Consider the following 21,476-nt stretch of genomic DNA (forward strand, 5'->3'; position numbering starts at 1 on the left):
GGTGGGCGGTGATGCTGAGAAGTGCGGCGTGAGTGCGTCTAGCTGATCTCCCCCCTTGTGGGGGAGATGTCCGGCAGGACAGAGGGGGGTAACTCATTCCGCAGCCTCTTTTGTCGTTGCCAGCATCGCGCCATGGTGGCCGTGTTCGCGGCGGTCCTCGCAATGGTCGGTATCGGAGCAGACATACATGCGACCGCCCTTGTCATCGAGAACCACCTCGTCGAGATAGACGTTCTCGGCGCCGCAGAGCGCGCAGGGCTTGTCGAACTTCTGGATCTCGAAAGGATGATCCTCGAAATCCAGGCTGACGACTTCGGTATAGGGCGGCACGGCGTAGATGCGCTTTTCGCGGCCGGCGCCGAACAGCTGCAGCGCGTCGGACATGTGCATTTTCGGATTGTCGAATTTCGGCGTCGGCGACGGATCCATCACGTAGCGGCCGGCAACCTTGACCGGATAGGCATAGGTCTTGGAAATGCGGCCGTTATGGGCGATATCTTCATACAGCTTCACATGCATGAGGCCGTATTCCTCGAGCGCGTGCATCTTGCGCGTTTCGGTCTCGCGCGGCTCGAGAAAGCGCAGGGGCTCGGGGATCGGCACCTGATAGACGAGAACCTGGCCTTCGCCGAGCTTCTGCTCGGGAATGCGGTGGCGCGTCTGGATGATCGTCGCATCCTGGGTACGGGTGGTGACGGCGACATTGGCGACCTTCTGGAAGAAGGCGCGGATGGAGACGGCGTTGGTCGTGTCGTCGGCACCCTGGTCGATCACCTTCAGCACGTCTTGCGGGCCGATGATCGCGGCGGTCACCTGCACGCCGCCGGTGCCCCAGCCGTAAGGCATCGGCATTTCGCGGGAGGCAAAAGGAACCTGATAACCGGGAATGGCGATCGCCTTCAGGATCGCCCGGCGGATCATCCGCTTCGTCTGTTCGTCGAGATAGCCGAAATTATATGTCGCGAGGTCGGTCACTCGGCAGCCTCCTGATTGAGATTGTCACTGCTGCTACGGGATTTTTCGATATCGGAGCGCATCCGGCGCACCAGCGCGAGTTCCGCCTGGAAGTCGACGTAATGCGGCAGTTTCAGATGCTCGACGAAGCCGGTCGCCTGAACGTTGTCGGCATGGGAAATGACGAATTCCTCGTCCTGCGCCGGTGCCGTCCGGTCCTCGCCGAGTTCGTCGGCGCGCAGGGCCCGGTCGACGAGCGACATGGACATCGCCTTGCGTTCGCTCTGGCCGAAAACCAGGCCGTAACCGCGGGTGAACTGCGGCGGTGCCTTGGAGGAACCCTTGAACTGGTTGATCATCTGGCATTCGGTGACGCGGATGCGGCCGAGCGAGACGGAGAAGCCGAGTTCGGCAATATCGAGTTCGATCTCGACTTCGCCGATCCGCACTTCGCCGACAAAGGGATGGTTGCGACCGTAACCGCGCTGGGTCGAATAACCGAGCGCCAGAAGAAACCCTTCATCGCCGCGGGCCAGCGCCTGCAGGCGCAGATCCCGACTCATCGGGAATTCCATCGGCTCGCGGGTCAGGTCGCCCGCCTCGTGATCCTCGCCGAACTCGCCGGCGTTCTCGATCAGGCCTTCATGGGCGAGAATATCGGAGACGCGCATGATCTCCTCATCCGGCGCATCGCGGCGTTGCGGTTCCTCGACCGGATTGTCCTCAAGCAGGGAGGGGTCGAGCAGGCGATGCGTATAGTCGAAGGTCGGGCCGAGCAGCTGGCCGCCCGGCAGATCCTTGTAGGTGGCGGAGATGCGCCGCTCGATCTTCATCTGCGCGGTATCGACCGGCACGGACGAACCGAAGCGCGGCAGGGTGGTGCGATAGGCGCGCAGCAGGAAGATTGCCTCGATCATGTCGCCGCGGGCCTGGCGCACTGCCAAGGCCGCCAGCGACCGGTCGTAAAGCGAGGCTTCGGCCATGACGCGATCGACGGCAAGGCCGAGCTGTTCGATGATCTGCTCGATCGTCAGCGCGGGCAGCGAGCGATCGCCCCGGCGCCGGTCCGCCAACAGGCGGTGGGCATTGTTGATGGCGGCTTCGCCACCCTTGACGGCTACATACATGTTTCAGTCTCCTGTCCTCGGCTCCGGCACCCGTTTTGAGGATGCCGCCGGGATCCGCGTCATTTCGCCGAGGAAAAATCCGATTTCTGCATTGCGATCTTCGTGGTGCGCGGCAGGCAGAGGATCTGCTGGCCGGCCGTCAGCACGACATCGACGCCGCGCGGAAACAGCACCCGGTTATCGGACCATAGCCGGGCAAAGACCTCCGGCAGGCCGCTGACCTTGACCGTGGTTGCATGCGGAATGCCGGGACCGGTCAGCGTCAGATCCTGGCCTTCGCCCCCGGTGTCACCAAGCGCGGCAACTTCAATTACCAGCGTCGTCGAACGATCCGGATATTCCTGCGTTCCTGCCGCAAAAAGGCCGAAGGAAGAGGGCGACATGCCGGGCTCGATGAAGGCGAAGCGCGATTCCGCCTTTTCGCGGGTCATCGGCGCACCGGTATGGAAACCGATCCATTCGGCAACGGCAGATTTGGCAAGCCCGGCGCTCAGCCAGACCGGCGTCTCGTGATCGCAAAGGGTGAGCGCGATGGCGCCGGCGGCCGGGCCAAGCGGTTCCGGCTGGCCGACATCGGTCGTGACCGTGCGGATCGTTCCGGGGCGGGCCATGCCGTCCATCAGCATCCGAAAGACGCTCTGGCTCTCAAAAACCGGTTCGGAAAAACCGCCGGCAAAGATCTGGGATTTGCTGGTCATCAGTCTTCTCCCCTGACCATGGTGAAGAAGTCGACACGTGTCGCAGCCGTCTCTTCAGCCTTCTTTTCGTCTTCAAGGGCGATGCGCGTTTCGATCGGGCCAAGCAGCACCTTTTCGACGTAATCGCGGGTGCCGGCTTCCTGCCAGAGGGCATCGAAGATCGCGGCCAGCTGTACGGCCTTCTTGTTCGTGCCCAACGCCTGTCCATGGCCGGCCGTGCCGGAGGCCAGAAGCACGGTTGCCCGTGTCACGGTCGCTTCGCCGAGATTGAAGGGAGCGCCATCGCCGCCGATCCGGCCGCGCACCATGACAAGTCCGGTTTCCGGCCCGCGCACGGGCTTTGCGTCCGGCTTGTTCTCAAGTCCCTGCCATGCCGCGTCAAGTTCGTCACCGAGCGCGCGCGCAAGCAGGCCGACGGCGCGGCGCCGTTCCATCGCATCTGCGGCCAGGGTGTTTTCTGCCTGGTTCATCGTTTAACTCCGAAATGTCTATTGATATAGACAACCATACAATGTAGGTTACATTTAGCGTGGCGACATAACAAGCGTGTGACATGGATATTGGTGACGACAGGGATCAGCTGACGGTTCAGAGGCAGAATGGCGTCGCCCTCTGGCGCCAGATCGCCGACCGCATCCGTACATCGATTGCGAATGGGGAATATGACGAGGCCGGAAAAGTGCCGGCGGAGTTCGTGCTGGCCGCGCAGTTCGGGGTCAACCGGCATACGGTCAGAAGCGCGCTTCAGGCGCTGGCGCAGGAAGGTATCGTCCGCTCGGTTCAGGGGCGCGGCACGCTGATCATGCGCAAGGAGCGCATCAACTTTCCGATTTCGAAGCGCACCCGCTTCAGCCAGGGTGTGGGGGATCAGGCGCGGGAAAAGCAGAGCGTGCTTTTGCGCTCGGCTGTCGAGGAGGCTTCGACAGAAGTGGCGGCACGGCTGAAGATCGCCGTCGGATCACAGGTGGTCCGTATGGAAACGCTCGGCAAGGCCGACAAACGGCCGGTTTCCCGCGCGACATCCTGGTTCCCGGCGGATCGTTTTGGCGGCATTGCCGAAGCCTACGAGAAGACCGGATCGATCACGGCCGCCTATCGGGAACAGGGCCTGACCGATTATATCCGCGAGACGACAGAGGTTACCGCCGTCCATGCCGAAAACGCCGATCTTGCCGATCTGGCGCTGTCCCCCGGCGCGATCGTGCTCGTTGCCCGTGCTCTCAACACCGATATGGATGGCGTGCCGGTTCAGTTCTCGATCACGCGCTTCCCGGCCGATATCGTCCAGCTGACGATCGAGACCTGACGGCAACCGCAAAACAAAAAAGCAGGCCGCGGAATGCGCGGCCTGCTTCTGATCAATCCCTTTCGGGAAAGTTTTAGCCGAATGCGGCCCTGACGGCGCGGAACGCCGACGAGACTGGATGCGCGTTGCGGGAGGTCGCCTGCGCTGCTCCACGGCCATCCTCAAGCCTGAACTGCGACAACAGCTCGTTCAGAGCGGCCGCCTGGGCGGCGAGGCTGTGGCTGGCCGCATTGGTCTGTTCGACCATGGCGGCGTTCTGTTGCGTGCCCTGGTCCATCTGGTTGACCGAGACATTGATCTCGTTCAGGCCGGTCGACTGTTCGCGGGTCGAGACGACGATCGACGCGACATTGGTGTTGATACGCTGAACGTCGGCAACGATCGTCTCCAGTGCCCTGCCGGTCTCGCCGACGAGGCTGACCCCGTCTTCGACCTTGGCGCTGGAAGCGTTGATCAGATCCTTGATCTCCTTGGCCGCCTTTGCCGAACGCTGGGCGAGCTCGCGCACTTCCTGTGCGACGACGGCAAAACCCTTGCCGGCTTCACCGGCACGCGCCGCTTCCACGCCGGCATTGAGGGCCAGGAGGTTGGTCTGGAAGGCGATATCGTCGATCACGCCGATAATGTTGCCGATCTCGCTGGAAGAGGCTTCGATCTGCTGCATGGCATCGATCGCCCGGCGCACGACGTCACCGGATTTTTCGGCGCCGAGGCGGGTATGGTCGACCAGCTTTCCGGCTTCACCGGCGCGCACGGCCGAATCCTTGACCGCCGTCGTCACCTGTTCCAGTGCGGCTGCAGTTTCCTCGACGGAGGCAGCCTGCTGCTCGGTGCGCTTGGCAAGATCGTCGGCGGCCGAGCGGATCTCGTTGGCGCCGGAATCGATGGCGCGGGCATTTTCACCGACCGAGCGCAGAACCGACTGCAGCTTGGCCACAGAGTCGTTGAAGTTGAGGCGCAGCTGATCCAGCTGGCTGACGAAGGGTTTGTCCAGACGGAAGGTCATGTCGCCATCGGAGAGGTTCTTCAGGCCAAGGGCGAGACCATCGACTGCTTCGGCAACATCGGCCGCTTCGCGGGCCTTCTGTTCCTCGCGGGCAAGGCGTTCCTGTTCGCTCATCGAGCGGTTGGCTTCGGTCTCGCGCTCCAGACGTTCGCGCTCCAGCGCGTTTTCGCGGAACACGCCGACGGCGGCGGCCATCTCACCGACCTCATCGGTGCGCTCGGCGTAAGGAATTGCAGAGCGCGTATCGCCGGCCGCAAGCATGTTCATCGAAGCGGTGATCGCACCGATCGGCCGTGCCACGCGCATATAGGACAGGACGGCGGCGCCGGCTGCGACGAGCGCCGACAGGATGATGGAAATGATCGTCACGAGCTGCGCGCTGGAGGCGACAGAGCCGGCATGGTCGATCGAGGCTTCCGCCAGCTTGAGATTGTTGGCCGAGATATCCTTGATGATCAGGATCGCCTCGATGCCGATCGGCTCCATCTGTTCAACGACGAAGCTCTTGAGGCTGGCACGTTCACCGGCCTGCGCACGGGTATAAACCTCCGCCGCGAACTTGTCGTAACGGCCGAAATCGTTGACGAGCGTCTGATATTTGGCGCGGGTTTCGGGAAGGGTGATGCGTTCGGAGAATGCCTTGAGGGCGGCGTCGCGCGCTACCTTGCCCTGCTCGACCTGCTTCTGCAGCGCATCGATCTCGGCATTGTCGACAGCCGACAGCATCGTCAAGGCGGCGCGGCGCTCCATGCTGAAGGCGCCATCAAGTGCGGCGATATTGGCATTGCCGATAATGTGGCGGCCGAGTTCTTTCGACTGCGTCTCCATGCCTGACAGCGAATGAAGCGCAAATCCCCCTTGAATAATGCCGAGGGTGACGAGGCCCGCGAAAAGCGCGGGGATCAACACTTTGATTTTAATATTCTTCATAGCTGGCCCATCGATTGGATATGAAAAGGTCTCGGCCTCCCCCGATGCAGCTAGCTAGTCAATATGTCTGATATTATTGGTTAATAGGCCTGACGAATGTCAATTTGTCGCAGGCATTTTCGTCATCCGGCAAGTAATTTGCAGGAATTACGATAGTCACTCGGTAAAAATCGAATATTTAGACCATGTGTCACAATTTATATAATGTGACACATGGTTATTTTACGCCGAAATACTTAGTGTGCGCCGGACATATCGCCAAGAACAGTCTTGGTGGCGACAGTCGAATCGGCGTTCAGCGTGTAGACCATCGGCACGCCGGTCGCGAGATTGAGCTGCAGGATCTCTTCCTTGGTCAGGCGATCGAGAACCATGACCAGCGAGCGCAGCGAGTTGCCGTGTGCGGCAACCAGAACCTTTTCGCCGCGCAGAACGCGGGGCAGGATTTCCGTCAGGTAATAGGGCCAGACGCGGGCGCCGGTATCACGCAGGCTTTCGCCACCCGGCGGTGGGATGTCGTAGGAACGGCGCCAGATATGAACCTGCTCCTCGCCCCACTTGGCGCGGGCATCGTCCTTGTTGAGGCCGGAAAGGTCGCCGTAATCGCGTTCGTTGAGAGCCTGGTCGCGGATCGTTTCGAGACCTTCCTGGCCGAGCTTGCCGAGCACGATCTTCAGCGTGTTCTGGGCGCGCTTCAGGTCGGACGTGAAGGCGATGTCGAACTTGATGCCGGTATCAGCCAGCGCCTGACCGCCGGTTTCAGCTTCCTGGATGCCGAGTGGGGTGAGGTCAGGATCCTTCCAGCCGGTAAACAGGTTTTTGAGATTCCAGTCGCTCTGGCCGTGCCGAACGAGGACGAGAGTGCCGCTCATTGAATAATCCCTCCGAGATATGTCAGTTGGAAAGCCCGAGTACGTCGAGCATGGAATAGAAGCCGGGTTTTTCGCCGCGCGCCCAGAGCGCTGCCGCGACCGCGCCACGGGCGAATATGGATCTATCACGGGCGCTGTGGGACAGGGTGACGATTTCGCCTTCACCGGCAAGCAGAACCGAATGATCGCCGACGACGGAACCGCCGCGCAGTGTCGCAAAGCCGATCGTGCCGCCCGGACGCGGCCCGGTATGGCCATCGCGCACCCGCACCGACTGGCTGGCGAGATCGATGCCGCGCCCACGCGCCGCCGCCTCACCGAGCAGCAGTGCTGTGCCGGACGGCGCATCGACCTTATGCTTGTGGTGCATTTCGACGATCTCGATATCCCAGCCCGCCGCCGGCAGCGCCTTTGCCGCCTGCTGGGTGAGCACGCCCAGAAGATTGACGCCGAGGCTCATATTGCCGGACTTGACGACGCGGGCATGGCGGGAGGCGGCCTTGAACTTTTCCTCGTCCTCGACCGAGCAGCCGGTGGTGCCGATCACATGGACGATGCGTGCCTGGGCAGCGAGAACGGAATATGCCACGCTTGTGCTCGGCGTCGTGAAATCGATGACGCCTTCCGCATCGAGAAACGCCTTCAGCGGATCGCTGGTCACCGGGACGCCGAGCTGGCCGACACCGGCAAGTTCGCCCGCATCCTTGCCGATGAAGGCTGACCCTTCGCGACCGATAGCGGCATGCAGCGTCACACCCGGCGTTTCATGGATGATACGGATCAGCGTCTGACCCATCCGGCCTGCCGCGCCGACCACTACCAGCTTCATGTCATTCGTGGTCATGCGCAGTCCTGCCTACTTCAGATTCTATATGGCCCGGTCGGGCGATTGCAGATTGTTGAGGCGAGCGTAAAGCCCGTCCTTGCGCTGCGCAAGCTCCTCATGCGTGCCTTGTTCGACCACGAGACCTTCATGCATGACGACGATCTTGTCGGCCTTCACGACGGTCGAAAGGCGGTGGGCGATGACGATCACGGTACGCCCATGCATCGCCGTTTCCAGCGCCTTCTGCACGGCTGCTTCCGACTCGTTGTCGAGGGCCGATGTCGCTTCATCGAGCAGCAGGATCGGCGCGTTGCGCACGAGGGCGCGGGCAATCGACAGCCGCTGCCGCTGACCGCCGGAAAGCGTCATGCCGTTTTCGCCGACGGGCGTATCGTAACCTTCCGGCTGCGCCACGATAAAATCGTGGGCATAGGCAAGCTTCGCGGCTTCCTCGATCTCGGTATCGGTCGCATCCGGGCGTCCGTAGCGGATATTGTCGCGGATCGTGCCTTCGAACATGTAGGGCTGCTGCGAGACATAGGCGAGCTGCCGTCTCAGCGAAGACTTGGTGACGTCGGCGATATCCTGTCCGTCGATCAGGATCTGACCTTCGGCCGGATCGTAGAAACGCGGAATGAGATTGATGATCGTCGACTTGCCGGCGCCGGACTGGCCGACCAGCGCGGTCGTCTGGCCACCTTCGGCCATGAGGTCGACACCCTTGAGGATCGGCCCGCCACCCGCATAGGAGAAGACGACATTCTTGAATTCGACCCGCGCCGGGCCGACGACAAGATCCCTGGCATTCGGCTTTTCCCGCTGCGCCGGCTGCATGTCGAGCAGCGCATAAATCATCTGCGCGTTGACGACGGCACGGTCGATCTGCACCTGCAACTTGGCCAGACGCCGGGCCGGGTCATAGGCCATCAGCAGTGCGGTGACGAAGGAGAAGAAGGCACCTGGCGGCACATTGTCATAGATCGAGCGGAAGGCCGCATAGGCAAGCACGCTCGAGATCGCAAAACCGGCAAAGGTTTCGGTGAGTGGCGAGGTGCGCTCGGAAAGCCGGGCGATGCGGTTGGCGCGGCGCTCGGCCGTGTCGATGATCTTGCTGACCTTGTTGTCGAGCTCGGTCTCCATGGTGAAGGCCTTCACCACGGCAATGCCCTGCACGGTTTCCTGCATGGCGCCGAGAACGCGGCTGTTCGTCTCGATCGCCTCGCGGGTTGCGGAACGCAACCGCTTCGACACATAGCGCAGCGCATAAAGAAGCGGCGGCGCCACGGCAAAGACGATCAGCGATAGCACCCAATCCTTTGAAACCATCACGCCGATCAGCGAGACCAGCGTCAGCAGGTCGCGCGCGGTGGAGGTGACCGTCAGGTTGAGGACGTCGCGGATACCGTTGACGTTCTGGCTGATCTGGGCGGCAAGATGGGCCGAGCGGGCTTCGGCGAAATAACCGACAGACAGCGTCATCAGATGCTTGTAAAGACGGCGCTGGTAACGAGCGACGATATTGTTGCCGATCTTCGACAGCGTCACGGCCTGCCCGTAGGTCGCAAAGCCGCGCAACACGAAGGCAGCAAGGATCGCACCGCAGATCACTAGCACCATATCGGCGCGCCGATTGGCGAAAGCCTCGTTGACGACGGATTCCATGATCCATGCGGTAAAGGCCGTCGACAATGCGACGACCACGAGACAGAAGATCGCGAACGCATAGCCGCGGATATGGTCACGGCCGTTCTCGGCAATGATCCGTTTCAGCACGCGGACGACGGTGCCGGAATCCACGTGGCGTTTCTTGTCCTGGGCGACTTTCAATAAGGCTTTCCCGTTTCGGCATCATGCCGCAGCATATTTTCGATGGCGCCTATTAACCGCTTGACGTCGCTTTTGCCAGCCAAGGCGGCGGGATTCGCGATTGCTGTTGCATTCGGGCAAACCGGAAGGCCCGGTCGCCGCCTGTCAGAGACCGGCATGCGCCTCAGCGCTGCCAGTGGCGACCATCGAGCGAAATGCCGTAGGACTGGGGGGTTCGCGCGAAACTCGACAGCCCGGCAAGGGCCGCCTGCGGGTGGGTTACGACGAAGGTCGGGATCGTCTTCATCAGTTCCGTGTGCGGCGCTTTGTCCTCGAACTCGGCGCGGAAACGCGGCTTGCGCAGCGCGTCGATGATTTTTGGCGAAATGCCGCCACCGAGGAAAATACCGCCGCGCGCCATGAAGATCAGAGCGAGATCGCCGGCAAGCCGGCCCAGATAGCCGACAAACAGGTCGATCGTTTCGGCAGCTTGGCTGTTCTCGCCGGAAAGGCCCTGTTCAGTGACCTCCGGCGGCGTCTTGAGGATCGGCTCCAGCCCATCGGCCTTGCAGACGGCCTGATAGATGTTGACCAGCCCGCGACCGGAGATGATCTCCTCGGCCGAGACACGGCCTTCGATCGTGCGCAGATGCGGAAACACCTGCAGATCGCGTTCCGAACGCGGCCCGATATCCACGTGCCCGCCTTCGCCGGGAACGGGGAACCAGGTGTTGCGGGCATGTACGAGGCCGGCGACACCGAGCCCGGTGCCGGGTCCGAGCACGACACGCGAAGCATCCGTTGCTTCTGTCAGCGTGCCGATCGGTTCACGGTCTTCATGGGTCAGCGAGGCGACGGCAAGTGCCTGCGCCTCGAAATCGTTGAGCACGGCGACCTCGTCGAAACCGAGTTCGCTGATCATCTTTTTCGGGCGGACAACCCAGTCGCAATTCGTCAGATCGATTTCGTCACCATCGATCGGCCCGGCAATGGCGAGAATGGCCGATTTCGGCTTTTTCGACACGGCCTTCAGCACCACGGCTTCGATCGCTTCGTCGATCGTTGCAAAATCCGCCGTCTGGACGGTCGGAAAATTCTCCGGCTCGCTCTCGGCATCGATCAGCACGGAAAAGCGGGCATTGGTGCCGCCGATATCACCGATCAGGATCGGGAATGCGAGTTTGTCGGATTGAGCGTCGGACATGTGCAGCCTGTCTCGTCCTATTGGAAATCGATGAATTTTTCAGCGGTGGCGCGGTTCAGCGCCATCGGAATGTCGTAGACCGTCGCAAGCCGGGTCAGCGCCTTCACGTCGACATCGTGCGGAAGCGCGCTCAAGGGATCGATGAAGAAGATCAGCATGCCGACCTCGCCGGTGGCGATCATTGCGCCGATCTGCTGGTCGCCGCCAAGCGGGCCGCTTTTCAGCCGGGTCACATCGAGCCCGGGGCAGGCATCCAGAACGCGGCCGCCGGTCGTGCCCGTCGCGACGATCCGGTAACGGCCAAGGGCAACCTGATGTTGGCGCGCAAAATCCGCCATCTCGTCCTTTTTCAGGTCGTGGGCGATCAGCGCTATGCAGGGAAGGGGCGACATGGGTTCCTCAACCAGGTCTTCAATCGATTTGTGTAGGCCTTCTAGCCTGCCAAAGCGAGGATGGAAAGGTGTCGCGGAAAAACAGCCGGAGCTTGTGGCATCTACCGGCTGGGCCTTGGCGTTGGAAGCGGCACCTGCTCTTGCGAGGTCGCATCCTCGGCGGGCTCGGCTTCTGTTGTGCTAGTCGGCAGGGCAGTTTGCGGAGAATAGGAAATGACGCTTCCACCGAAGGTCGCGTCCGCCTCCGAGCGCGCCGGAGCGGCAAGCACGGCGGCGCAGGCCTTTGGCAGATCTGACAACATCACCTGGCGCGGCTTGACCGGCTTCTTGTTCGGATCGGGTTTTGGCGGCGGCGCCCAGGGCTCCTTGGTGAACCACCAGGCAAGACCCTTGCTGTCGCAATCGTCGCCCTTCGGTACGGCCGCCTGTTTCTGGCAGGAGGTTGCACCCGGCGGGCAGGAAAGGCGCACGTGAAAATGCTCGTCATGGCCGTAGATCGGCCGCACCTTGCCCAGCAGGTCGCGATCGCCGGTCCAGGTCTGGCAGAGTTTTTTCTTGATCGCAGGGTTGACGAAGACGCGCTGCACTTGCGGATAGCTCGCAGCCTGCATGACTAGCCGTGCATGCGTGCTGGTCCAGCGGTTCGAATCGACCGTCAAAAACTTGCTCTTGTCGAGCATGGAGGTGAACGGCATGTCCTCGCGCTGCTGCACCGAAAGCGGCTGCGCCGGTTTCGGCGTGAACCAGATATCGGCGTCCAGCCCGACCTGATGGGAGGCATGGCCCGTGATCATCGGCCCGCCGCGCGGCTGCGAAATATCGCCGACCAGAATGCCCGATCCCCAGCCGAGCCGGGCCGCATCCTGCGAAAACTGTTCGAGGAAGGAAATCATCGCCGGATTACCCCAGCGGCGGTTGCGCGAAAGCCGCATCGCCTGCCAGGTCGGCCCGTCGGTCGGAAGTGCCACCGCGCCCGACATGCAGCCCTTGGCATAGAAGCCGAGCGGATCCGCTTCGGCCTTGCTTGGCAGTTTGACGCTGCCGAAAAGCTGCTTGGCCGTTTTCGGTTCTTCGGCCACCGCCGGATCGATCAGGCCGCTGCAGAACATTGCCGCGGACACCAGTGCTGGAATTGCCTTCGAAATCGATCTCATGAACATCTGCCGCAAATCACTTTGCCTGAACTGTAACGGGAAAAGGCAATTTGGTGAAATGGACAACCGCCCCGAACCGGCAAGATCATGCCCGGAATAAAATGCTTGTGACCGGGCCTGCCTGTCTTTTGCTTTGTTTTGCCCTATGCTGTCCCGCAACAAGACTCGATCTATAAAAGGGATGGCGAATGGCTTTTGGCCAATGGAAAACCGGTTTCGTAACTCTCGTCGCAGCGGCGGTTTTGGCCGCCGGGCAGGTGTCTGCGCAGGACGCGGCCAAGACCCAGACGGGTGAGCCGCAATGGCGTTACGGCATGGCCGTCATCGGTGATCTGAAGCTGCCGCAGGACTTCAAGCAGCTCCCTTATGTCAATCCCGACGCGCCAAAGACGGGCGAGCTTCGGCTGGCAGACGAGGGCACGTTCGACAATCTCAATCCCGTCATCGATCGCGGCGCGCTTGGTGCCGGCACGGGTACACTCTTCGATACGCTGATGAAACGTTCGGAAGACGAGGTGTTCGGCACCTACGGATTGCTTGCCGAAGCCGTCTCCTACCCCGACGACATGTCGTCGGTGACCTTCAGGCTGAGAGCCGAGGCGAAATGGGCGGATGGTGAGCCCGTGACGCCGGAAGACGTCATCTTCAGCATGCAGAGCTTCAAGGAATACAGCGCCTTCTATTCCGGCTACTATCGCCATGTAACGACGGTCGAAAAGACCGGCGAGCGGGAAGTCACCTTCCGTTTCGACGAAAAGAACAACAAGGAATTGCCGTCGATCGTCGGTGACTTTCCGATCCTGCCGAAGCATTGGTGGGAGGGGAAGGACGCAAGCGGCAAGCAGCGAGACATTTCCAAGACGACGCTGGAAGCGCCGATCGGATCGGGACCGTACAAGATCGCTTCGATCCAGCCGGGCTCCGGTATCCGTTACGAATTGCGTGACGATTATTGGGGCAAGGCTCTGCCGATCAATCTCGGCCAGTATAATTTCCGCAATATCAGCTACACCTATTTTGCCGATGCGGATGTCGAGTTCGAGGCCTTCCGGGCCGGTACGATCGACTATCGTTCGGAAAACAGTTCCAGCCGCTGGGCGACACGTTACGACTTCGCAGCAGTCAAGGATGGCAAGATCACCCGCGAGGCCCTGACCAACCCCTTCAAGGCGACCGGCGTCATGCAGGCCTTCGTTCCGAACATGCGTCGCGACGTTTTCAAGGATGCACGTGTCCGTGAGGCTTTGAATTATGTCTACGACTTCGAGGACCTGAACAAGACTCTCGCCTTTGGCGGCCTGAAGCGGGTCGACAGTTTCTTCTGGGGTACCGAACTTGCGTCATCCGGCCTGCCGCAGGGCAAGGAACTCGAAATCCTGAACGAACTCAAGGACAAGGTTCCGGCCCGGGTATTTACCGAGCCTTATACCAATCCGGTCAACGGCGATCCGGAAAAGGTACGCGACCACCTTCGCACCGCAATCGGCCTCTTCAAGCAGGCCGGCTGGGAGCTGAAGGGCAACCAGATGGTCAATACCAAGACCGGCAAGCCGATGAGCTTCGAAATCCTGCTGTCGAGCCAGTCGCAGGAGCGTACCGTGGCGCCCTTTGTCGCCAGCCTGAAAAAGATCGGGATCGATGCGCGTATGCGATCAGTCGATTCCTCGCAATACGTCAATCGTGTGCGCAGCTTCGACTACGACATGATATATGGCGTCTGGGCGCAGACGATGAATCCGGGCAATGAGCAGACGGAATATTGGGGCTCGGCTTCGGTCGATCGCCAGGGCTCGCGCAACTACGCCGGTATCGCGGATCCGGCCGTCGATGCGTTGATCAAGAAGATCATCACCGCACCGACCCGTGAAGACCAGATCGCCGTCGTTCACGCGCTGGATCGCGTCCTGCTCGCCAATCACTTCGTGGTACCCATGTTCTATTCCGGCGAAACGAGAATTGCCTATTGGAACCGGCTGGCTCATCCGGCCACCCTGCCGGAATACGGAATAAGCTTCCCGGAAATCTGGTGGTCGAAGGACGCCGCCAAGTAGTCTGTGCAGCCAAGGGCGCAAGTGCGAGACTTGCGCCCCGCGGCGGCAACTGGTCCAAATGCACCGAATGATTCGCTTCAAAACAAGGGAAAGCCTTTGATCCTGGCACCGAGACGCGGTGAGACTATGCGACAGGTCGGGCGACCGTCCGCAGGCGGGGCGCTCTGATGGGCGCCTATATTCTCCGTCGCATTCTTCTGATGATCCCGACCATCGTCGGCATCATGGCGATTTCCTTTCTCGTCGTGCAGTTCGCCCCCGGCGGCCCGGTCGAGCAGGTAATTGCCCAGATCCAGGGGCAGGACAGCGGTGACCGTCTTTCCGGCGGCAGCAGCGATGTCATGAGCCAGGGTGGTGGTGACGAGTCTCGCTATCGCGGCGCCCAGGGCCTCGATCCGGAATTCATCAAGAAGCTCGAACAGCAGTTCGGTTTCGACAAGCCGCCGCTGACCCGCTTTCTCGACATGATGTGGAATTACATTCGTTTCGATTTCGGCGAGAGTTTCTTCCGCAACACATCGGTTATTGATCTGATCCTCGACAAGCTGCCCGTCTCCATGTCGCTCGGCTTCTGGATCCTGATCGTTTCCTACGTCATCTCCATCCCGCTCGGCATCCGCAAGGCGGTGAGTGACGGCTCGACCTTCGACGTCTGGACGTCTGCGATCGTCGTCGTCGGTTACGCCGTGCCGAGTTTTCTGTTCGGCATCCTGCTGATCGTGATGTTCGCCGGTGGTTCGTTCTTCGACTGGTTCCCGCTGCGCGGCCTTGTCTCCGATAATTTCGCCGATCTCTCCTGGTGGCAGAAGATCGTCGACTATTTCTGGCACCTGACGCTGCCGCTGATCGCGCTGTCTCTCTCGGCCTTCGCGACGACGACGCTACTCACCAAGAATTCCTTCATCGACGAGATCAAGAAGCAATATGTCACGACCGCTCGTGCAAAGGGCCTGACCGAGCGCCGGCTGCTGTATGGTCATGTCTTCCGCAACGCCATGCTGATCGTCATCGCCGGTTTTCCGGGCGCCTTCATCTCCGCCTTTTTCACCGGCTCGCTGCTGATCGAGAACATTTTTTCGCTCGATGGCCTCGGCCGGCTGGGTTATCTCGCGATCGTCAACCGCGATTATCCGATCGTATTCGGCACGCTCTACATCTTCTCGCTCATGGGCCTTGTCGTCAGCCTCATCTCCGATCTGATCTACACCTGGATCGACCCGCGTATCGATTTCGAGCGGAGGGACGTGTGATGGAAGCATCCACCGTGACCGCCCCTGCCGCAGCAGCGCCGAAACGCCCCTGGATTTCGCCCGCCAATCGCCGCCGGCTTTCGAATTTCCGTGCCAACAAGCGTGGCTTCTGGTCCTTCTGGATCTTCATGCTGCTGTTCATCCTGAGCTTGCTGGCAGAATTCATCGCCAACGACCGGCCGATCATCGCCTCCTACAAGGGCGAGATCCTGTTTCCCGTGATGATCGATTATCCGGAGGAAAAATTCGGCGGCTTCCTGGCGACGACGGATTACCGGTCCGACTTCATCACCCAGGAGATCGATGCCAATGGCTGGATGATCTGGCCGCCGATCCGCTATTCCTACCAGACGGTCAATTCCAACATTCCCCATTCTGCTCCGACGCAACCCTTCTGGCTGATGTCGAAGGAAGATCGCTGCAAGGGTTATGCCGCGGGTGACAAGGATCCGAACTGCATCATCGGTAACCTCAACTGGCTCGGCACCGACGATCAGGCGCGCGATGTCACGGCGCGGATGATCTACGGTTTCCGGATCTCGGTCCTGTTCGGTCTGGCGCTGACCATCTGCTCGGCGGTGATCGGCGTTCTCGCCGGTGCGGTTCAGGGGTATTTCGGCGGCTGGACGGATCTGATCATGCAGCGGCTGATCGAGATCTGGTCCTCCATGCCGGTCCTCTACATCCTGCTGATCATCGCAGCCATCCTGCCGCCCGGCTTCTTCGTGCTTCTCGGCATCATGCTGCTCTTCTCATGGGTCAGCTTCGTCGGCGTCGTGCGCGCCGAATTCCTGCGTGCCCGAAATTTCGAATATGTCCGCGCTGCCCGTGCCCTCGGTGTCGGCAACTGGACGATCATGTTCCGCCACCTTCTGCCGAATGCCATGGTGGCGACGCTCACCTTCCTGCCCTTCATCCTGTCGGGCTCGATCGCAACGCTCACCTCGCTCGATTTCCTCGGCTTCGGCATGCCTCCCGGTTCGCCGTCGCTGGGCGAGATGATCGCCCAGGGCAAGAACAACCTGCAGGCGCCCTGGCTCGGCCTCACAGCCTTTCTCACCATGTCGCTGATGTTGTCGCTGCTGATCTTTGTCGGCGAGGCCGTGCGCGATGCCTTCGATCCGCGCAAGACGTTCCGGTGATGTCATGACCGAACCGCTTCTCTCCGTTCGCAATCTCTCGGTCGCCTTTCATCAGGGCGGCAACACTTCTCTTGCCGTCGATGGCGTCTCCTTCGATATCATGCCGGGTGAGGTCGTGGCGCTGGTCGGCGAATCCGGCTCCGGCAAGTCCGTGACGGCCAATTCGATCCTGAAGCTCCTGCCTTATCCGGCCGCCAGCCATCCCTCCGGCGAGATCCTGTTTTCGGGCAAGGATATGCTGAAGGCGAGTGAGGCGGAGCTGCGCCAGGTGCGCGGCAACGACATCACGATGATCTTTCAGGAGCCGATGACCTCGCTCAACCCGCTGCATTCGATCGAGAAGCAGGTCGGCGAGATCCTCGAGCTGCATCAGGGCATGACAGGTCAGGCGGCCCGCGCCCGCACGCTTGAACTGCTTGTCCAGGTCGGTATCCGCGATCCTGAAAAACGCCTGCAGGCCTATCCCCACGAACTGTCCGGCGGCCAGCGCCAGCGTGTCATGATCGCCATGGCGCTCGCCAACCGGCCAAAGCTGCTGATCGCCGATGAACCGACGACGGCGCTCGACGTCACGGTTCAGGCGCAGATCCTCGATCTCCTGCGCAAGCTGAAGGGCGAGCATGGCATGTCCATGCTGTTCATCACCCACGACCTCGGCATCGTCCGCAAATTTGCCGACCGGGTCTGCGTCATGACCAAGGGCAAGATCGTCGAGACAGGCCCGGTGGAAGATGTCTTCACCCGCCCGAGCCACGCTTATACGCAGCATCTCCTTTCTTCCGAACCGCGGGGCGAACCGCCGGTGGTTGATGCTCAAAGCCCGGTCGTGATGGAAGGCAAGGACATCCGCGTCTGGTTCCCGGTCAAGCAGGGGTTCATGCGCAAGATTGTCGATCATGTGAAGGCGGTCGATGGCGTCGATCTGAAGCTCAGAGCCGGTGAAACGCTCGGCGTGGTCGGGGAATCCGGCTCCGGCAAGACGACTCTCGGCCTGGCGCTTGCCCGGCTGATTTCGTCACAGGGGCGCATCGTCTTCATCGGCAACCAGATCGATCAATATTCCTTCAAGCAGATGCGGCCTTTCCGCGATCGGCTGCAGATCGTCTTTCAGGATCCGTTCGGGTCGCTCAGCCCGCGCATGCCGGTCGGCGATATCATCGCCGAAGGCCTGAAGGTGCATGAACGATCGCTTTCCGCAGACGAGCGCGATGAACGGGTTGCCTGGGCGCTGAACGAGGTCGGCCTCGATCCTGCGACTCGCTGGCGCTATCCGCATGAGTTTTCCGGCGGCCAGCGGCAGCGCATCGCGATCGCCCGCGCCATGGTGCTGAAACCGCGTTTCGTCATGCTCGACGAGCCGACGTCTGCGCTCGACATGACGGTGCAGGCGCAGGTGGTCGATCTTCTGCGCGACCTGCAGAAAAAGCACGACCTCGCCTATCTCTTCATCAGCCACGACCTGAAAGTGGTGAAGGCGCTCGCCAACCACGTCATCGTCATGCGGCTCGGCAAGGTGGTGGAAGAAGGGCCGTCTGCGCAGATTTTTGGTGCACCCAAAGAAGCCTATACCCGCGCCCTCATGGCCGCAGCCTTCAATCTGGAAGCCGTCGAAAACGGCGCCATCAGCCAATAAACCGGGAACCTGTCATGCCTGCAAACGCGTCTGTCGTCATCGATCTGAAGTTCGAACGCCGGGAGGTCGATGCGGCGCTTCCGGGTTCGTATGTGGGCCGAAAGGTGCTGCACGCTTCGGATCGATCTGCCGATCTTTCGGATGCGCGTTATGCCGTTCTGTGGAAGCCCGATCTCGATCTGTTCAAGCGGGCGCCGAACCTCGAAGTCATCTTCTCCGGTGGTGCCGGCGTCGATGCCATCCTTGCCGTCCCTGGCCTGCCGGATCTGCCGATCGTTCGTTTCGTTGATGAAAGCCTGACGACGCGGATGAGCGAATGGGTGGTCTTGCAGGCGCTGAGCCATCTGCGCCAGACGCCGGCCTATCTTGCCCAGCAGCGCAAGCATGAATGGCGCGAGCTCTCGCAGCCGCAGGCGAGCGAGATCACCGTCGGTGTCATGGGCCTTGGCGTGCTCGGCCTCGATTCCGTCGCCAAACTCAAGGTCATGGGTTTCAACGTGATCGGCTGGTCGCGCGGCCTGAAGCAGATCGATGGCGTCGAGACTTTCGATTCCTCCGGTCTCGACGCCTTCCTTGCCCGCACTGATATCCTCGTCGGTCTCGTGCCGCTGACGGATGAAACCCGCGGCATTTTCGATGCAAAGCTGTTTGGCAAGCTTCGCCAGGGTGGGGCGCTCGGAAAGCCGGTTTTCATCAATGCCGGCCGCGGCGGCAGCCAGGTCGAGGCTGACATCGTTGCTTCCATCAATGGCGGTGTTCTCGGCGGCGCCTCCCTCGATGTCTTCGAGAAGGAGCCGCTCGCGGCCGACAGCCCGCTCTGGGCCATGGAGAATGTCATCGTCACACCGCATGCCGCTGCGGCATCCGATGTCCGCGCCCTGTTCCGCAACAGCGAACTGCAGATGCAGCGTTATGAGGCGGGTGAGGCGTTGCAGCATCTGGTGGATCGCAAGTCCGGTTATTGACCCTCTGGCGGGAACGATCGCTGTGGCGGATGGTTTGACGGCATTGGCAATGTCGTCCCTCCGCAACGGCGCGACCGAATTGCGTTGTGGACTTGAGCCATAGTTTTTCGCTAAACATGCCCGGAGGTTAAGCATCTGCTTCCTCCATGACGAAATGCGCTTAGGTGGTGGAGCCGGTCGCAAGATCGGTGAGGGGCAGGCATGACGAAAACCGATATCGCGACCAGGGTTTACAATCACACCTGGAAGCTCGATCCGATCATCCGCAGTCTGATCGACACGGACTTTTACAAGCTTCTGATGTTGCAGATGATCTGGAAACTTTACCCGGATGTCGATGCGACCTTTTCCGTGATCAACCGGACCACGAAGGTAAAACTCGCAGAGGAGATCGACGAAGGTGCGCTGCGGGAGCAACTCGACCACGCCCGCACGGTCAGCCTTTCGAAGAAGGAAATGATCTGGCTGGCGGGCAACACGTTCTACGGCCGCAAGCAGATTTTCGAGCCCGAGTTCCTGACCTGGCTCTCGACCTTCAAACTCCCCGAATACGAGCTTTCCAAACGCGACGGGCAGTATGAACTCACCTTCCACGGCAAGTGGATGGAAACGACCATGTGGGAAATTCCGGCGCTTGCCATCATCAACGAGCTGCGTTCCCGCTCGGCCATGCGCTCGCTCGGTTATTTCACGCTCGATGTCCTCTACGCGCGGGCGAAATCGAGGATGTGGGACAAGGTGCAGCGCCTGCGGGATCTGCCGGGCCTGCGGATATCCGATTTCGGAACGCGCCGCCGCCACAGTTTTACCTGGCAGCGCTGGTGCGTCGAAGCCCTGAAAGAAGGCATCGGCAACGCCTTCACCGGCACCAGCAATGTGCTCCTCGCCATGGATTCGGATCTGGAGGCTGTCGGCACCAATGCGCATGAACTTCCCATGGTCGCGGCAGCACTTGCTGAGACCGATGACGAGCTGCGCCAGGCGCCTTATCAGGTCCTGAAGGACTGGAACCGGCTTTATCATGGCAACCTGCTGATCGTGCTGCCGGATGCCTTTGGTACTGCCGCCTTCCTGCGCGACGCGCCGGACTGGGTCGCCGACTGGACCGGTTTCAGGCCGGACAGCGCCCCGCCGATCGAAGGCGGCGAGCGGATCATCGACTGGTGGAAGAAGATGGGCCGCGACCCGAAGAACAAGCTTCTGATTTTTTCGGACGGGCTGGATGTCGATGCGATCATCGATACCTACCGGCATTTCGAGGGCAGGGTACGCATGAGCTTTGGCTGGGGCACCAACCTCACCAACGATTTTGCCGATTGCGCACCGCGCGAGATCGACGGGCTGAAGCCCATTTCCATCGTCTGCAAGGTCAGCGAGGCAAATGGCCGTCCAGCCGTCAAACTCTCCGACAATCCGCGCAAGGCCACTGGCGAACCGGCCGAGGTCGAGCGTTACCTGAAATTCTTCGGTCAGCAGGATCGGGTCGATCAGGAACTTGTCGTCTGAGCGACCAATAAAAAAGCAGGCCCCGGTGTTTTGCCGGGGCCTGCCTTGTCATGCCAGATCGGTTGGCGATCCCGCTCTTACTGGATCACCTGAACCACTGTATGCGTCTGCGGATCGACGATCACCCGCTGATTGTTGACGACCGCATAGGCGTAATGCGGATTGCTCGGAACCGGGGTCACCACCACGGTCTGGGGAATGGCCTTGCCGACGACGACCGGCTGTTCGACGGTGACGGCCGTGGTCGGAGCCGGCTGTTCCTGAACATAGGTGACGACTTCACGCGGCGGCGGGTCGATTGCCGAGCCGGCTACGGCGCCGACGACACCACCAACGGCCGCACCGACCGGCCCACCGACGATCGCGCCGGTAACGGCGCCGCCAGCCGCACCGGTGACGGTGCTCTGCTGGGCGCTGGCCTGACCAGCGATGGCGGCTGCAAGAATTGCGCAGGAAGCGAGAATGATCTTTTTCATTTTGTCTTCTCCTCGTGTTTTGGACGTCGTGTTGTTCAACTTCCGGCAACTAAACCCTGCAACCTTGAAGGCAGTTCCTCACGTTCTCTCACCTTTCATGATCTGCTGAAATCTTTGGAGAGGCGGGGCACGGCCCGATTACTGGATGCCAACCGGCAGGAGTAACGATTGCATCTCA

General features: G+C 61.0%; 19 protein-coding genes. 7 read left to right on the forward strand and 12 right to left on the reverse strand.

Annotated features, from left to right (window positions below; all coding sequences use genetic code 11):
* Positions 1 to 93 precede the first annotated feature (93 nt).
* The 4 genes from FHW37_RS16490 to phnG are packed head-to-tail and all read right to left on the reverse strand — an operon-like array spanning position 94 to position 3,249.
* The gene (locus FHW37_RS16490) at positions 94 to 975 is read right to left on the reverse strand and encodes an alpha-D-ribose 1-methylphosphonate 5-phosphate C-P-lyase PhnJ (RefSeq protein WP_145638317.1); all 882 of its coding nucleotides are present in this window, start codon (positions 973 to 975) and stop codon (positions 94 to 96) included.
* Positions 972 to 2,081, reverse strand: a complete 1,110-nt coding sequence (locus FHW37_RS16495) for a carbon-phosphorus lyase complex subunit PhnI (RefSeq protein WP_145638318.1) — start codon at positions 2,079 to 2,081, stop codon at positions 972 to 974. The genes FHW37_RS16490 and FHW37_RS16495 overlap by 4 nt, the downstream gene beginning before the upstream one ends.
* Before the next feature lie 59 nt (positions 2,082 to 2,140).
* Complete coding sequence (phnH, locus tag FHW37_RS16500) at positions 2,141 to 2,779, reverse strand: phosphonate C-P lyase system protein PhnH (RefSeq protein ID WP_145638320.1); 639 nt, start codon at positions 2,777 to 2,779, stop codon at positions 2,141 to 2,143.
* Positions 2,779 to 3,249 carry a phosphonate C-P lyase system protein PhnG gene (gene phnG / locus FHW37_RS16505; protein WP_145638322.1) on the reverse strand — a complete coding sequence of 157 codons (471 nt, stop codon included), beginning with the start codon at positions 3,247 to 3,249 and terminating at the stop codon, positions 2,779 to 2,781. Before phnG ends, phnH begins: the two co-directional genes overlap by 1 nt.
* A gap of 83 nt (positions 3,250 to 3,332) precedes the next feature.
* Here phnG and phnF point away from each other — a divergent pair, with 83 nt between their 5' ends.
* The gene (gene phnF, locus FHW37_RS16510) at positions 3,333 to 4,085 is read left to right on the forward strand and encodes a phosphonate metabolism transcriptional regulator PhnF (protein ID WP_145638323.1); all 753 of its coding nucleotides are present in this window, start codon (positions 3,333 to 3,335) and stop codon (positions 4,083 to 4,085) included.
* Positions 4,086 to 4,158: 73 nt separating this feature from the next.
* Here the strand turns inward: phnF and FHW37_RS16515 are convergent, their stop codons facing one another.
* From FHW37_RS16515 to mepA, 7 genes are all read right to left on the reverse strand, one after another.
* Positions 4,159 to 6,021, reverse strand: a complete 1,863-nt coding sequence (locus tag FHW37_RS16515) for a methyl-accepting chemotaxis protein (RefSeq protein ID WP_145638325.1) — start codon at positions 6,019 to 6,021, stop codon at positions 4,159 to 4,161.
* Positions 6,022 to 6,257: 236 nt separating this feature from the next.
* Positions 6,258 to 6,893, reverse strand: a complete 636-nt coding sequence (locus tag FHW37_RS16520; RefSeq protein WP_145638326.1) for a 2,3-bisphosphoglycerate-dependent phosphoglycerate mutase — start codon at positions 6,891 to 6,893, stop codon at positions 6,258 to 6,260.
* 22 nt (positions 6,894 to 6,915) lie between these two features.
* Positions 6,916 to 7,737 (reverse strand): 4-hydroxy-tetrahydrodipicolinate reductase, encoded by an 822-nt coding sequence (gene dapB, locus FHW37_RS16525; RefSeq protein ID WP_145638327.1) that lies wholly within the window; start codon positions 7,735 to 7,737, stop codon positions 6,916 to 6,918.
* Between the two features lie 24 nt (positions 7,738 to 7,761).
* Complete coding sequence (locus FHW37_RS16530) at positions 7,762 to 9,546, reverse strand: ABC transporter ATP-binding protein (RefSeq protein ID WP_145638329.1); 1,785 nt, start codon at positions 9,544 to 9,546, stop codon at positions 7,762 to 7,764.
* Positions 9,547 to 9,709: 163 nt separating this feature from the next.
* Positions 9,710 to 10,729, reverse strand: coding sequence for a glucokinase (locus FHW37_RS16535; RefSeq protein ID WP_145638330.1), 1,020 nt, complete (start codon positions 10,727 to 10,729; stop codon positions 9,710 to 9,712).
* Positions 10,730 to 10,746: 17 nt separating this feature from the next.
* Positions 10,747 to 11,121, reverse strand: coding sequence for a methylglyoxal synthase (locus tag FHW37_RS16540; RefSeq protein ID WP_145638332.1), 375 nt, complete (start codon positions 11,119 to 11,121; stop codon positions 10,747 to 10,749).
* A 101-nt stretch (positions 11,122 to 11,222) separates the two neighbouring features.
* Positions 11,223 to 12,275, reverse strand: coding sequence for a penicillin-insensitive murein endopeptidase (gene mepA, locus FHW37_RS16545; RefSeq protein ID WP_145638333.1), 1,053 nt, complete (start codon positions 12,273 to 12,275; stop codon positions 11,223 to 11,225).
* Positions 12,276 to 12,463: 188 nt separating this feature from the next.
* Here mepA and FHW37_RS16550 point away from each other — a divergent pair, with 188 nt between their 5' ends.
* The 6 genes from FHW37_RS16550 (at position 12,464) to pncB (ending at position 20,822) form a co-directional block, all read left to right on the forward strand.
* Complete coding sequence (locus FHW37_RS16550) at positions 12,464 to 14,326, forward strand: extracellular solute-binding protein (RefSeq protein WP_145638335.1); 1,863 nt, start codon at positions 12,464 to 12,466, stop codon at positions 14,324 to 14,326.
* Positions 14,327 to 14,493: 167 nt separating this feature from the next.
* Positions 14,494 to 15,576 (forward strand): microcin C ABC transporter permease YejB, encoded by a 1,083-nt coding sequence (locus FHW37_RS16555; protein WP_145638336.1) that lies wholly within the window; start codon positions 14,494 to 14,496, stop codon positions 15,574 to 15,576.
* Positions 15,576 to 16,718, forward strand: coding sequence for an ABC transporter permease (locus FHW37_RS16560; protein ID WP_145638338.1), 1,143 nt, complete (start codon positions 15,576 to 15,578; stop codon positions 16,716 to 16,718). Before FHW37_RS16555 ends, FHW37_RS16560 begins: the two co-directional genes overlap by 1 nt.
* A gap of 4 nt (positions 16,719 to 16,722) precedes the next feature.
* Entirely contained in the window at positions 16,723 to 18,351 is a 1,629-nt protein-coding gene (locus FHW37_RS16565; RefSeq protein ID WP_145638339.1) for an ABC transporter ATP-binding protein, read from the forward strand.
* 14 nt (positions 18,352 to 18,365) lie between these two features.
* Entirely contained in the window at positions 18,366 to 19,316 is a 951-nt protein-coding gene (locus tag FHW37_RS16570) for a 2-hydroxyacid dehydrogenase (RefSeq protein WP_145638341.1), read from the forward strand.
* Between the two features lie 201 nt (positions 19,317 to 19,517).
* Positions 19,518 to 20,822: a nicotinate phosphoribosyltransferase gene (pncB, locus tag FHW37_RS16575; protein WP_145638342.1), complete on the forward strand. Its 1,305-nt coding sequence runs from the start codon at positions 19,518 to 19,520 to the stop codon at positions 20,820 to 20,822.
* Positions 20,823 to 20,899: 77 nt separating this feature from the next.
* Here pncB and FHW37_RS16580 read toward each other — a convergent pair whose 3' ends face one another.
* The gene (locus FHW37_RS16580) at positions 20,900 to 21,298 is read right to left on the reverse strand and encodes a DUF1236 domain-containing protein (protein WP_145638344.1); all 399 of its coding nucleotides are present in this window, start codon (positions 21,296 to 21,298) and stop codon (positions 20,900 to 20,902) included.
* Positions 21,299 to 21,476: the final 178 nt, after the last annotated feature.

This window comes from Neorhizobium alkalisoli (assembly GCF_007829835.1).
Taxonomy (GTDB): domain Bacteria; phylum Pseudomonadota; class Alphaproteobacteria; order Rhizobiales; family Rhizobiaceae; genus Neorhizobium.